Origin of the sequence: Inquilinus sp. Marseille-Q2685, from assembly GCF_916619195.1 — a bacterium.
Taxonomy (GTDB): Bacteria; Pseudomonadota; Alphaproteobacteria; order DSM-16000; family Inquilinaceae; genus Inquilinus.
On record NZ_CAKAKL010000001.1, the window covers coordinates 1,065,515 to 1,078,659 of the forward strand.

The 13,145-nt window shown below is 69.4% G+C and carries 14 protein-coding genes; 7 read left to right on the forward strand and 7 right to left on the reverse strand.

Annotation, left to right across the window (positions count from 1 at the left end; genetic code table 11):
• Positions 1 to 47: 47 nt before the first annotated feature.
• On the reverse strand, positions 48 to 1,541 hold the full coding sequence (locus tag LG391_RS04955; RefSeq protein WP_374200723.1) for a CoA-acylating methylmalonate-semialdehyde dehydrogenase: 1,494 nt from the start codon (positions 1,539 to 1,541) through the stop codon (positions 48 to 50).
• A 160-nt stretch (positions 1,542 to 1,701) separates the two neighbouring features.
• On the opposite strand from LG391_RS04955, the gene LG391_RS04960 reads away from it, so the two are divergent.
• From LG391_RS04960 to LG391_RS04975, 4 genes are all read left to right on the forward strand, one after another.
• Positions 1,702 to 2,427 (forward strand): hypothetical protein, encoded by a 726-nt coding sequence (locus LG391_RS04960; protein WP_225766872.1) that lies wholly within the window; start codon positions 1,702 to 1,704, stop codon positions 2,425 to 2,427.
• Positions 2,424 to 3,230, forward strand: a complete 807-nt coding sequence (locus LG391_RS04965; RefSeq protein ID WP_374200724.1) for an APH(3'') family aminoglycoside O-phosphotransferase — start codon at positions 2,424 to 2,426, stop codon at positions 3,228 to 3,230. Before LG391_RS04960 ends, LG391_RS04965 begins: the two co-directional genes overlap by 4 nt.
• A gap of 62 nt (positions 3,231 to 3,292) precedes the next feature.
• Positions 3,293 to 4,318 (forward strand): cupin domain-containing protein, encoded by a 1,026-nt coding sequence (locus tag LG391_RS04970; protein ID WP_225766873.1) that lies wholly within the window; start codon positions 3,293 to 3,295, stop codon positions 4,316 to 4,318.
• Positions 4,319 to 4,618: 300 nt separating this feature from the next.
• Positions 4,619 to 5,785 (forward strand): porin, encoded by a 1,167-nt coding sequence (locus tag LG391_RS04975; protein ID WP_225766874.1) that lies wholly within the window; start codon positions 4,619 to 4,621, stop codon positions 5,783 to 5,785.
• A gap of 163 nt (positions 5,786 to 5,948) precedes the next feature.
• Here the strand turns inward: LG391_RS04975 and LG391_RS04980 are convergent, their stop codons facing one another.
• The 5 genes from LG391_RS04980 to LG391_RS05000 are packed head-to-tail and all read right to left on the reverse strand — an operon-like array spanning position 5,949 to position 11,595.
• Positions 5,949 to 6,308: a hypothetical protein gene (locus LG391_RS04980; RefSeq protein WP_225766875.1), complete on the reverse strand. Its 360-nt coding sequence runs from the start codon at positions 6,306 to 6,308 to the stop codon at positions 5,949 to 5,951.
• The gene (gene ctaD, locus LG391_RS04985; protein WP_225766876.1) at positions 6,308 to 8,854 is read right to left on the reverse strand and encodes a cytochrome c oxidase subunit I; all 2,547 of its coding nucleotides are present in this window, start codon (positions 8,852 to 8,854) and stop codon (positions 6,308 to 6,310) included. Before ctaD ends, LG391_RS04980 begins: the two co-directional genes overlap by 1 nt.
• A complete protein-coding gene (locus tag LG391_RS04990) occupies positions 8,855 to 9,835 on the reverse strand; it encodes a c-type cytochrome (RefSeq protein ID WP_225766877.1) in 981 nt (326 codons plus the stop codon).
• Positions 9,832 to 10,929 (reverse strand): c-type cytochrome, encoded by a 1,098-nt coding sequence (locus tag LG391_RS04995; RefSeq protein ID WP_225766878.1) that lies wholly within the window; start codon positions 10,927 to 10,929, stop codon positions 9,832 to 9,834. Before LG391_RS04995 ends, LG391_RS04990 begins: the two co-directional genes overlap by 4 nt.
• On the reverse strand, positions 10,930 to 11,595 hold the full coding sequence (locus tag LG391_RS05000) for a cytochrome c oxidase assembly protein (RefSeq protein ID WP_225766879.1): 666 nt from the start codon (positions 11,593 to 11,595) through the stop codon (positions 10,930 to 10,932).
• Between the two features lie 74 nt (positions 11,596 to 11,669).
• Between LG391_RS05000 and LG391_RS05005 the strand changes: the two genes are divergently transcribed.
• Genes LG391_RS05005 through LG391_RS05015 form a run of 3 tightly spaced genes read left to right on the forward strand, consistent with a single transcriptional unit; the run spans position 11,670 to position 12,665 of the window.
• The gene (locus LG391_RS05005; protein WP_225766880.1) at positions 11,670 to 11,993 is read left to right on the forward strand and encodes a helix-turn-helix transcriptional regulator; all 324 of its coding nucleotides are present in this window, start codon (positions 11,670 to 11,672) and stop codon (positions 11,991 to 11,993) included.
• Positions 11,990 to 12,421 carry an SRPBCC domain-containing protein gene (locus tag LG391_RS05010; protein ID WP_225766881.1) on the forward strand — a complete coding sequence of 144 codons (432 nt, stop codon included), beginning with the start codon at positions 11,990 to 11,992 and terminating at the stop codon, positions 12,419 to 12,421. Before LG391_RS05005 ends, LG391_RS05010 begins: the two co-directional genes overlap by 4 nt.
• Positions 12,422 to 12,464: 43 nt before the next feature.
• The gene (locus tag LG391_RS05015; protein ID WP_225766882.1) at positions 12,465 to 12,665 is read left to right on the forward strand and encodes a hypothetical protein; all 201 of its coding nucleotides are present in this window, start codon (positions 12,465 to 12,467) and stop codon (positions 12,663 to 12,665) included.
• A 276-nt stretch (positions 12,666 to 12,941) separates the two neighbouring features.
• Here LG391_RS05015 and LG391_RS05020 read toward each other — a convergent pair whose 3' ends face one another.
• Positions 12,942 to 13,139, reverse strand: a complete 198-nt coding sequence (locus LG391_RS05020; RefSeq protein ID WP_225766883.1) for a YnbE family lipoprotein — start codon at positions 13,137 to 13,139, stop codon at positions 12,942 to 12,944.
• Positions 13,140 to 13,145: the final 6 nt, after the last annotated feature.

Below are 13,145 nucleotides of genomic sequence, written 5' to 3' on the forward strand. Positions count from 1 at the left end.
TCGCAGGTTGGGTTCGCGCCAGCGAACCCAACCTGCGTCTGCACTGCCTATCTCATGACCGGCATGGTGAACTCCGCCCCGCCCTTGATGCCGGTCGGCCAGCGCTCGGTCACCGTCTTCAGCTTGGTATAGAAGCGCACCCCGTCCGGCCCGTACATGCCGAGATCGCCGAAGGCCGAGCGCTTCCAGCCGCCGAAGGTGTGGAACGCCATCGGCACCGGGATCGGCACGTTGACGCCGACCATGCCGACATTGCAGTTGCTGACGAAGGTCCGCGCCGCGTCGCCGTCGCGGGTGAAGATCGCGGTGCCGTTGCCGTATTCGTGCTTGTTGACGAGGTCCAGCGCCGTGGCGAAATCCGGCGTCCGCACCACCGACAGCACCGGCCCGAAGATCTCCTCTTTGTAGATCCGCATCTCCGGCTGCACCTGGTCGAACAGGCAGCCGCCGATGAAGTAGCCGTTCTCGTAGCCCTGCAGCTTCAGGCCGCGGCCGTCGACCACCAGCTTGGCGCCCTCCTGGACGCCGATGTCGACATAGCCGCGCACCTTGTCGTAGTGCTGCTTCGTCACCAGCGGCCCCATCTCGGCGTCCGGATCGGTGCCGGGGCCGACCTTCAGCGCCCGCACCTTCGGCTCCAGCTTCTGGATCAGCTTGTCGCCGACATCGCCGACCGCGACCGCCACCGAGATCGCCATGCAGCGTTCGCCGGCCGAGCCGTAGCCCGCGCCCATCAGCGCGTCGACCGCCTTGTCCAGGTCGGCGTCCGGCATTACCACCATATGGTTCTTGGCGCCGCACAGCGCCTGCACCCGCTTCCCGTGCACCGCCGCGGTCGCATAGATGTACTCGCCGATCGCGGTCGAGCCGACGAAGCTGACCGCCGCCACGCCCGGATGGGTCAGCAGCGTGTCGACCGCGACCTTGTCGCCATGCACTACGTTCAGCACGCCCGGAGGGGCCCCGGCCTCGATCAGCTTCGCCGCCAGCCAGTTGGCGGCGGACGGGTCCTTCTCCGACGGCTTCAGCACGAAGGTGTTGCCGCAGGCGATGGCGATCGAGAACATCCAGAGCGGCACCATCACCGGGAAGTTGAACGGCGTGATGCCGGCGCAGACGCCGACAGGCTGGCGGATCGAGAAGCTGTCGATCTCGCGTCCGACATTCTCGCTGAACTCGCCCTTCAGCAGGTGAGGGATGCCGCAGGCGAACTCCACCACCTCGAGGCCGCGCTGGATCGACCCCTTGGCGTCGGACAGCACCTTGCCGTGCTCGGCGGTGACGATCCGCGCCAGCTCCTCGATGTTCTCCTCGATCAGTTGCTTGAAGCGGAACATCACGCGGGCGCGGATCACCGTCGGCGTCGCGGCCCAGCCGGGCAGCGCCTTCTGGGCCGAGGCGATGGCGGCGCCGACCTCCTCGGCCGAGGCGAAGTCGACGCGGCCCGAGACCTCGCCCGTCGCCGGGTTGCACACGTCCCCGGCCCGGCCGCTGCGGCCGGGCGCGGCCTTGCCGTCGATGAAGTGATGGATCGAACCCACGCTGCGCTCCTCCAGAACAGAATTTTCTCGCCGACAGGCCGGGCAGTCGCCGATTTGCCGCGCCCCTCGCGACGGGCTTGGCGGCCGGGGGCCCCCTGTCGTAACAGTCGGGCCATGCTACGGCGGCAGGCTTCGCCGGCAAAGGGTCAGGATAGGGTTCATGGGTCTCGGTCTCTACGATCCGGAGCGCCGCTACCGGCGGCGCGTCTGGGGCGCGATCATCCGCGTCTTCTTCTCGATCACCGTGCTGGTGGTGGTGGCGGCCTTCGCCTATCAGATCGGGGTCGAACGGACCCGCGGCCAGATCGCGACGCTGCAGGCCCAGGTCGGCACGCTGACCCAGGACAAGAGCGGGCTGGAGCAGGACCGGGTGCGGCTGCAGGCGGCGGCGCAGACGGCGCAGATCCAGTACCGAGAGCTGATGACCCGATTCGAGCGCGAGGTGCCCACCGGGGTCTATCGCGACCTGGCCGACAAGGTGGCGCAGCGGCTGCAGACCGGGCTCGACCCGCAGCGCCTCGCTTTCTACATCGACCAGGCCTCGGCGCCGCGCGACTGCAAGCCGGGCGAGAGCAAGCGCTTCATCCTGCCGACCCAGAACGCGACGGGATCCAACAGCTCCGTCGCCTTCGCCAACAACACCATCGCCGTGACCGGCCGCGGCGAGAGCGCGGTGGACGACAACGGCAAGGCGCAGGCCTGGTTCGATCCGGCCAAGAGCGTGACCGTGAACTTCCGCGGCATCGACGGCAAGCAGGCCACCGCCACCGGCGTGCTGCCGCTGTTCCAGACCATCGTCATGGGCGACAAGGAGTACCGCTTCAGCCTGGTCGAGGGCGAACGCAGCTTCGTCCGCGTCACCAACGAGGTCTGCGCGTTCCCGTGAGCGGACCCGACCGCCTGCTGCCGCGTCTGCCCGCCGGGCGCGAGTGGATCCCCGTCCGCCACGGCGAATCCGGCGATCGGGTCTACCGCCGCAGCGACGGCGTCGCCTTCGCCAAGCTCTCCACCGGTCCCGGCGCCGCCCTGCTGGACGGTGAGCGCCGCCGCATCGACTGGCTGGCGGGATCCGGCCTTGGCTCCCCGTCGGTGCTCGACTGGACCGCGGCCGGCGACGCCGCCTGCCTGGTGATGAGCGCCGTGCCCGGCGTGCCGGCCAGCGAGCTAGCGGCGCCGGACCTCGCCCGGATCTGGCCGTCGATCGCCGAACGGATCGGGGCGCTGCACGCCCTGCCGGCCGTCGACTGCCCGTTCGACCGCGGCTTGGTGGGCATGTTCGCCAGGGCCGAGGACGTGGTGGCGCGCGACGCGGTCAATCCCGACTTCCTGGCAGAGGAGGATCGGGACGTCCCCTCCTCCGCCCTGCTCGACCGGCTGCGGGCGGAGCTGCCGCTTCGTCTGGCGCAGGAGGCGGCCGACCGCGTCGTCTGCCATGGCGACGCCTGCATGCCGAACCTGATGGTCGATCCGGAGACGCTGCGCTGCGTCGGGCTGATCGACCTGGGGCGGCTCGGCACGGCCGACCGCCATGTCGACCTCGCCCTGATGCTCGCCAACGCCCGCGAGACCTGGACCGGACCGGAGCAGGAACAGGCCGCCCATGACCGCCTGTTCGAGGTCCTCGCCATCCCGCCGGATGCGGGCCGCCTCGCCTTCTATCTCCGCCTCGACCCGCTGACCTGGGGCTGACCGTCCGGTCTTTGACCGCCGCCGCATCTGGTCCAAGATCAATCGCAGGGAGGAGCCGGCCGATGTCGATGGAAACGCCGAAGCCGATCTCGTCATCCGACGTGGCGTGGGAGGAATGGTCCGATATCCCCCGCTTCGTCACCCGCTATCGGCACCTGACCCGGGCCGTGCTCGGCGACGACTATCATGTCGGCGTCGCCATCGAGGAGCTGGGGCCGGGCATGCAGAGTTGCCCGGCGCATTACCACATCTTCGAAGAGGAGCATGTCTATATCCTCGAAGGCACGGTCACCGCGCGCATCGGCGCCGACCGCCATGAGATGAAGGCCGGAGACTACGTCTGCTTCCCGGCCGGGCAGAAGGCCGGGCATTGCCTGGTCAACACCGGCGACACGACCTGCCGCTATGTGGTGGTGGGCGAGAAGAACCCGAACGAGGTCTGCGTCTACACCGACACCAACAAGGTGCTGGTGCGCCCCCTGGGGCGGCGGGCGATCTTCGACATGGCGGCGATGCGCAATTACTGGGACGGCGAGGACACCGGCCTGCCGCCGGGCGTCACCCCGCCCGCCGATGCCGCGGTGGCCGACGCCGCGGTGGCGCCGAAACCGCCGATCGCCGAGGCATCGGTCGAGTGGCACGAAGACGGCGTGCCCGGCAGCGCGCGGTTCGGCGGCCGCTCGAAGCACCTGACCCATGCGGCGGTCGGGGCGGGCTACCGGGTCGGCGTGCTGATCGAGTCGCCGGCGCCCGGCAAGCGCCTGTGCCCGACGCACTACCACATGCTGGAGGAGGAGCACGCGCTGATCCTCGAAGGGGAAGTGACGCTGATCCTCGGCGACGAGCGCCACGAGCTGAGGGCCGGCGACTATGTCTGCTTCCCTGCCGGCCGAAAGGTCGGCCATTCCTTCCTGAACAGCGGCCCCGGTCCCTGCAGATACCTCATGATCGGCGAACGCAATCCGAACGAGGTCTGCGTCTATCCGGATTCGAACAAGATGGCGGTCGGCGCCCTGCGCACGCGCGACGACATCTTCGACATGTCGGGGCTGCGGCAGTACTGGGACGGCGAGGAGCCGCCCGGCTGAGTCTCGGCGGCTGCCGCGCCTGAGAGACGCGACCCGCGCGCCCTCCCCCGATGACATTCCACGCCTGGGCCGCCGGCAGCGGGTGTGGCCGGCCCGCAACAGAGCGTCGTTACCGCAAACTATACATTTTTGTATGTATGTTACGTTTTTGCGCAGGCCTAGGGTCCCTCCTGTCTCAGGCGCCCCGGCCAGAGCGGCCACCAAGCCCGATCGACTGTGCCTTCGACGACACAGGGCTCGGCCAACGGGCGGGCGTCTCGCGTGAATCGCCCCGCGTCGGTGCGGGCAGAGGGAGGCAGAATGAAGCAGGTACTGCTGGTGGGCACGGCGCTGGCCGCTGCTGCGTTGATCGGGGCCATGCCGGCGTCGGCGGCCGATGCGAATGTGACGTCCGGCCTGCAGCTGAAGATCACCGGGTTCATCGCCGCGCAGTCCGCGCTGGTGCTCACCGACACCCAACACTCGGGCTTCGACCGAGACTACGACTTTCAGTCCAACGCGCGGATGCAGTTCGACGTCAAGAATGTCACCGACTCCGGCCTGGAATATGGCGGCCGAATCCGCTTCGACTCGGTGAATCGGCGGGACGGCGTCCAGGTCGACCGCACCTATGTCTATGTGAAGGGCAGCTTCGGCACCATCACCTTCGGCGACGGGCCGACCGTCGCCGACGACTTCGGCTATATCTACGCCCATGACGAGCTGGCCGGCGCCGTCGGTGCCGGCGGCATGGATTTCGGCGACCTGCTGGACGGCGACTTCCCCCTGGGCGGCGGCAATTTCTACTCGATCGACGCCACCTATCTCGGCGGCCTCACGAATGACGACACCCGCATCAAATACACCTCGCCGACGATCAACGGCTTCAGCTTCGGCGTCGACTTCACCCCGGTCGTGGGCGGGTCGACCCATGCCGGCCCAGGCGGCCGCAACGACCTGATCAACGACAGCAGCACGCTGTACGAGAACGTCGTCACCGGCGGCGTCGGCTATGACGGCGACATCGGCGGCGGCGTCGGCCTGCGCCTCGCCGCCACCGCCGCCTACGGCAACGGCGTCACCACCGACAACAATCCGGAGCATCACGACCTTGAGGCCTATACCCTCGGCGGCCGGGTGAAGTCGGGCGGCATCGCCGCCAGCGTGAACTGGACCCACTATTCCAGCCTGTACCTGACGAGCAAGCCGGTGGACACCGTCATCGGCGATCTGAGCTATCAGTGGGGTCCGTTCCTGACCTCGGTGTCCTATGCCTATACCTGGGCCGGCAACAACAACGGCCTGGAGCAGCCCTACACCGGCGCCACCAACCTGCAGGACAACCACATCGCCGGCGTGAACCTGACCTACACGCTGGCGCCGGGCCTGAACACCTATGCGGAAGTGATTTACGAGAAGCAGAACTTCCGCGAGGGCAAGGATTTCGAGAACGCCAATCTGCTGACCGGCATCAATCTGGCCTTCTGAGGTTCCGGGTCGACCCGGACGCGACAGACCGCTTCCTAACGGCCTCTGTCTCGTTCCCTCCTAGGCTGAAGATCGCGTCCGGTCGATGGGGATGCGCGGCGCTGCCGGCCGCGCATCCCCTTTTTTCAGGGGCTTCCGGAGCATCGGATCGCAGTCACGCCGATCATCGGGCCAGTTCGCAGGCCCCGACGGCGATCGCGGTCGCACCCGTCCACAGCGCGGCGACGATCGACAGCAGCGCGACGACGCGGGCGATCAGAAGCAGATGCCGCGGATCGTCGTCCGGCCCGTCGAGCCCGACGAGCGCGGCCGGCCGGGACGGCGCCCACGCCACCGGCAGCATCGCGACGGTCGCGGCGGCAGTCAGGATCGCCGCGAGCGCGGTGGTCGCCCCCGGCGCGGCGCCGAGCGCGCAGAACCAGGTGTGGCCGAGATAGATCGCGGTGAACTGCAGGCCCCAGACGATCAGTCCCCACATCACGAAGACCAGCGTGCCGATGGTCGAAGGTTCGCGCCGCCGCATCAGCCCGCCACCCTGGGAAAGCCGTGCACGAGCAGGAGGCCGAACACGATCTGTCCGGCGGTGTAGGCCGAGAGCAGCGCGGCGACCTCGAAGCCGACCCGCCGCTCGCGGTCAAGGCGACGGGTCGCCGCGCGGGCGACGGCGAACCCGAAGAGCATGGCGACAGCGACGGCGAGCTGGGCGTCAAGCACGCCGGCCATATAGACCATCGCGCCATAGGCGTTGTCGGTGGGGCGCAGCCCGGTTTGCCAGTGGCTGCCGATATTGAGCGCCACCGCGCCGGCGAGGCAGGCGGCGGCCAGCGCGAACAGAAGGGGTGCGCCGAAGCCGCGCCGGCCGGGTGCGGGAAGCAGCCGTCCGGCGAGGAAGGTCGCTGCGGTCCCCGCCAAGGCGAGGCCGGCGGCGGCGAAGGCCCAGGCGGGATGCGGCAGCTCCGGCGAGCCCCGCGGCGCCCAGACGTCGGGCGAGACGATCCAGAGATAGAGGTAGGAGAAGACGAAGGCGAGGTAGAGCGAGCCGGCGACGAGGATCAGCACCACCGTCGCCCACCAGGAATGGGACATCGGGCCGGTCTGGTAGGTCGGCAGGCGGATGCCGCCACCGATGTCGACGGATCGGCCGGGCGGCTTGTCGAGCGCCCAGGCCCAGACCAGGCAGGCGCCGACGGCGACGGCGCCGCAGGCGATCGCGATGGTGACCAGCTTGACGGTCAGCAGCAGGAAGAACGCTGCCGTGAACACGGCGGCGATGACATGGGCGAAGCCCGGCCCGGGCATGCGGATGACATATTGCGGCCGGCCCTCGACGGCGCTGGTGACGATGGTCTCGCGGCCGCCGGTCGGGGCATTGGGCAGGAAATGCCGGCCTTCCTTCACGTCCTCAGGCAGGTCCGGCTGGTCCCACAGCGGCTCGCGGCTCGTCACCAGCGGGATGCTGCGGGTCGAGTAGACGTCGTTTGGCAGCCACTCCAGCGTGCCCGCGCCCCAGGGATTGTCGGGCCCGCCGGAGGCGCCGACGGACGGCCGGAGGTTGCGGCAGAGATCGATCAGGAACAGCAGCACGCCGGCGGCGAGGACATAGGCGCCGATGGTCGAGACCAGGTTCAGCGTGTTCCAGCCGAGCTCGCCGGGATAGGTCCAGACGCGCCGCGGCATCCCCAGCAGCCCCGCCAGATGCATCGGGAAGAAGGCGATGTGGAAGCCGGTGAACATCAGCCCGAAGACCCAGCGCCCGAGGCGCTCGGACAGCATCCTCCGGCTCACCATCGGCGCCCAGTAATAGAAGGTCGCGAACAGCGGGAACACCATCCCGCCGATCAGCACGTAATGGAGATGGGCGACGACGAAATAGCTGTCGTGCACCTGGAAGTCGACCGGGACCAGGGCGACCATGACGCCGGTCAGCCCGCCCATCGTGAAGATGACGAGGAAGCCGAGCACGAACAGCGACGGCGTGGTGATGCGGAACCGGCCCCGGCTCGCCGCGATCGTCGCGATCCAGGAGAAGACCTGGATGCCGGACGGGATCGCCACCGCCATGCTGGCGGCGGAGAAGAAGGCCAGGCTGAGCGACGGGATGCCCGTGGTGAACATGTGGTGGACCCACAGGCCGAAGGAGAAGAAGCCGGTCCCGATCAGCGCCACCACGATCAGGTCGTGCCCCACCAGCGGCCGCCGCGCCATGGTCGATACGATCATCGAGACCAGCCCCGCCGCGGGCAGGAAGATGATGTAGACCTCGGGATGGCCGAAGAACCAGAACAGGTGCTGCCACAGCAGCGGGTCGCCGCCCTTGGCCGCGGTGAAGAAGGGCCAGCCGAAGGACCGCTCGATCTCGAGCAGCATGGTGCCGAGGATGACGGCCGGAAAGGCGAAGATGATCATCGCCGCGAAGATCAGCATCGCCCAGGCGAAGATCGGCATCTTGGCCAGCGACATTCCCGGCGGCCGCGTCTTCAGCGTGCCGACGACGATCTCGACCGCGCCGGCGATCGCCGAGATCTCGATGAAGCCGATGCCGAGCAGCCAGAAATCGGCGTTGTCGCCCGGCGAGAACTCCTTGAGCGTCAGCGGCGTGTACATGAACCAGCCGCCTGACGGCGCGAGGTCGTAGAGGATGGTCGAGAAGAAGACCAGGCCGCCGACGACATAGGCCCAGATCGCGAAGGCGCTGAGCCGCGGGAACGGCAGGTCGCGGGCGGCCAGCATCTGCGGCAGCAGCATCACCCCCAGCGCTTCGACCGCCGGCACGGCGAACAGGAACATCATCGTCGTGCCGTGCATGGTGAAGATCTGGTTGTAGAGGTCCTGGCCGATCACGTCGTTCCCGGGCACGGCCAGCTGGGTGCGCATGAGCAGCCCGAGGATCCCGGCCAGCAGGAAGAACAGGAAGGCCGCCCCCAGATAGGCGATGCCGACGGTGATGTTGTTGACGTCGGAGAGGATCCGCCAGCCCCGGGGCCGTGCCCAGATCCGCAGCAGTTGGTCCTCCTCGCCCTCGGGGCGCGGCTCCGGGTTCGGCAGCTGGGTTCGGGCATCGTCCTTCACCTAGTCCAGCCCCTCCAGATAGGCGGCGATCGCGGCAAGGTCGTCGGGCGACAGGCTGTGGTAGGGCGGCATCAGATTGCCCGGCTTGACGTGCTGGTTGTCGGCGATCCAGCGCGCGAAGGCCTCGGCATCGTTCGGCAGCGCCGCGGCGCCGAGCGACAGGCGGCCGCCGACATGGGTCAGGTCCGGGCCGATGGTGCCGCCCGCCTCCGTGCCGCGCACGGCATGGCAGGCGCCGCAGCCGTTCCGCAGGAACAGATCCCTGCCGCGCCTCGCCGGCTCCAAGGCGGGCTCGCGGGCTGGCGCGGCCTCGGCAGCGAGCCAGGAGTCGTAGGCGTCTGGTTCGAGCGCCACGACATGCATCGACATCAGCGCATGGGCGCCGCCGCAATATTCCGCGCACTGCGCCCGGCTGACACCGGCCTCGGTGGCTTCCAGCGTCAGGGTGTTGCTGCGGCCCGGGATCATGTCGAGCTTGCCGCCCAGCTGCGGCGCCCAGAAGCTGTGGATCACATCGTCGGTTTCGAGCCGGACGGCCACCGGCCGGCCGACCGGGAGCCGCAGCTCGTTGGCGCTGACGATCTCGCGCCCGTCGCGGTCCTGGTAGACGACCTGCCACCACCAGCGCTTGCCGGTGATCGTCACCCCCGGCCCCTCGGCGCTCCGGGACCGGGCGGCGCCCGCCTGCATCACCAGGAGGCCGTAGACCAGGAGGGCGCTCAGCACCACGACCGGCAGCACGATGCCGCCGCCGACGACGATCCGGTCCGTGGCCAGGACCCGGCGCCAGCCGCCCGGTCCGCGCAGGGCGACGGCGGTGACGACGAGGACGAGGACCGTCACGGCGGCCGAGATGGCGGTGACGGTCCAGAACAGCGCGTCGATCTCCTGCGCCTCCGTCCCGCGCGGAACGAGCGCGGATTGGACACCCGCGCAACCGCCGGGCGGCGCGGCGCCCGCCGGTATCGCCCGGCGCCTCATCGCGCCGCCTCGCCGGTGCCGGCCGCCATTCCGGGCCTGTCGCGGCTGGCGAAATAGGCGGCGGCGTCCTCGATCTGCCGGTCGGTCAGGCGCCCGGCGATCGGCGCCATGATCGCGCCGTAGGGGGTGCCGCCCCGGACCCCGTCGCGGAACAGCCGCAGCTGGCCGGCGACGTACCCGGCGGACAGCCCGTCCAGCCGGGGAAACTGCGACGACCTCTGCCCGGAATGGCAGGCGAGGCAGGGCGGAACGGCCTGCCGGGCTGCGCCGTGGAGGGCGATCGCCGCCCCTCTTTCGACCGCCTCGGGATCCCGTGCCGTGTCGCCACCGGCCGGGGGCGGCATGGCCGCGAAGTCCCGGGCCAGCCTGTCCCGTTCGCCGGGTGGCAGGCCCGCGGCGATCGCCTCCATCATGCCGCTCTGGCGCGCGCCGACGGCGTATTCCTCCAGCGCCCGCCGAAGATAGGCCTCGTTCTGCCCCTGCAGCGCCGGCGCCGGATCCGCCACCGGGACCCGGCCGGCATCGCCGTGGCACAGGGCGCAGCCGGCCGTGCCGGATCCGGCGGTCTCGCGTCCGGTCAGCGCGGCATAGTCGCCGGGCGACATGCCGGGCAGCCGGCGGAGGAAGGCGACGACCGGCCAGACCTCGTCGTCGCGGCCGTCGCCCGGCCATTGCGGCATGCCGGTGAACTTGAAGCCGTGGCGGACGATCCAGAACAGCTCCCTCGCCTCCCAGGCCGCGCCGCTGTCGTCGAGCGCAGGGGGGGCCGGAACCATGGCGGCGGCGACGGGACTCTGGCGGATTCCGGGCCCGGCGTGGCACGGCTCGCAGCCGGCGGCGAAGTGCCGGGCGCCCAGGCGGACGAGGCCGGGATCGGCGAGGTCGGGCGCCTCGATGCCGGCGCTGTGGGTGTCAACCGAGCGCCAGAGCACCAGCTTGAGCAGCCGGTCGGTCAGGGGGAGATGCCCGGCCGACGCGCCGACATTGTAGATCCCTGAGAGAACCAGAACCGCACCGAGAGCCACGGCGCCGGCCACCGCGATCAGCGCGCCGAACGCCATGGCGCGGCGGCGCGCCGCCGCAGGAACGGGCATCTAGCCCGCCCTCCGGGAGAATCTCCAGCCGCCGTCGCGGGCTACCGCGGCGAGCCGGCGGCGCGCGATGGCGATCGCCGCGCCCCCGTAGACCAGCGGGCAGGCCGTCAGCATCAGCAGCCCGGCGAGCTGCTGATCCTCCACCAGTGAACGCGGCGAGTCCGGATCGAAGCAGGTCGGCGGCAGCGCCGGCGATGCGAGGATTGCACGCGGCGCGAAGGTGAAGAGAACGCCGAGAAGGCAGAACAGCTTGCCGGTGGCCAGCAGCGCCGCCAGCGGCGTCCAGCCGGCGCGCCGGGCTCCACTGATCACCGCGGACCAGAACCAGAAGGCGGCCAGGACCAGCGAGACATGCATCGCCACCGTCAGCGCCGGGCTGCGGCAGGCGGCCGCGAACACGGCCGGCAGATGCCAGCCCCAGATCAGGGCCACCTGGACGGCGGTCGCGGGAAGCAGCGGCACGGCCTTCGCCGCCCCGCGGCCGCCGGCCGAGCGATCCCACGCGGCCGCGCCCAGCGGCGCCAGCACATTCATCGCGGCGATATGCGCCGCCATATGCTCCGTCAGAACACCATCCGAAACGAACATGGAACGGGAACACGACCATTCGAAAAACCGTTCCTGGAGCCCCTCCCCCAAGGCTGAAGATCGCGTCCGGACGATCATGCCTCGCGGACCTCGCTTGACTCATATAGCTCGCCGGTTATAAGAAAAACATAGCCAACGAGTTATGAGTTCGGATGTCGACCGCCCACGACCTGCTCTTCAGGACGCTCGCCGACCCGACCCGGCGGGCTCTTTTCGAGCGGCTGTGCCGTGAAGGAGAGCTGACCGTCGGGACCCTGACGGCTGGCGCCGGGATCTCGCAGCCGGCGGTCTCGAAGCATCTCGGCGTCCTGAAGCAGGCCGGGCTGGTGCGGGACCGTCATGAGGGCCGCCAGACGCATTACAGCGCGCAGCGCGGCGCCCTGGCCCCCCTGGTCGACTGGACCAGCCGGATGGCCGGGTTCTGGGAAAGCCGGTTCGACGATCTCGAGGATCTGCTCAAGAGGATGGATCAATGACCAATGCCGCGGCCGAAACCCGCTCCGTCGTCGTCGAACGGGAGATCCTTTATCCGCCGGAGAAGATCTGGCGCGCCCTGACGCAGCCGCACCTGATCGAGGAGTGGTTGATGAAGAACGACTTCAGCCCCGTGGTGGGCCACCGCTTCAATCTTCGCGGCGACTGGGGCGGCGTGCTGGACTGCAAGGTCCTCGCGATCGAGCCGAACCGGACGCTGTCCTACAGCTGGGACTTCGCGCATGACGATCCGGCTTACGATCTGAAGAGCGTGGTGATCTGGACCCTCACCCCGACGAGCACGGGGACGCATCTGCGTATGGAGCAGTCGGGCTTCCGGCCGGACCAGAAGCAGGCCTATGGCGGTGCCAAGGCCGGGTGGCAGCAGTTCCTCGCCAAGCTGGAGCAGGTCCTGGCACGCCAGGAGTAAGGCCAGAGTTCCCGATCCGCCCCATCTTCGACAGGAGGTCTCATTGAGCCTGTGGGTCCGGCAGATTCACCGCTGGCTGTCCATCGCCTTCACGGCGACGGTCGTCGCCAACTTCGCGGCCATGGGGCTGGGAGAGCCTCCCGCATGGGTGGTGTACGCGCCGCTGCTGCCGCTCTTCCTGCTGCTGTTCACCGGGCTGTACATGTTCGTGCTCCCCTACGCCGCCGGGAGACGCGGCGGATGACCCGCCCCCAGCCCGGATCTCTCACACCCCCTGCGACCTGCGCCGGTTCAAAATGCCGACGGGGCAGGAGAGCGGCGCAGCGCGATGCCTTTGCATCGGGCAAGCCGTTCGACGCACCCTGTCGACATTTTCAACCGGCCCGAAGGGTCGTCTTGCGGCGGCCGCCTGCGGGGGCGGGCCGCTCAACCGTATGTCCCTATACGCTTTTCGCGTCCCGCCCCCGCATCCGACTCGCCGCAAGGCGACGCAGGGCGTAGGGGGTATGAGAGATCCGGGCTAGGGCGCCGCCGGGTTCTTGCCGACAACCTTCTGCAGCTCGCGGTCGACCTGGACCTTGACGTCCTGCTCGACCCGGACGTTGAGGTTGATCTCGATCGGCTTGTCCGGCGCCTCGACCCGGATCACCGGCGAGCAGGCGCCGAGCAGCGCGGCGAGAGAAAGGCCGGCGCAAGCGGCGCGGGATCGGTCGGTCATCAGGCC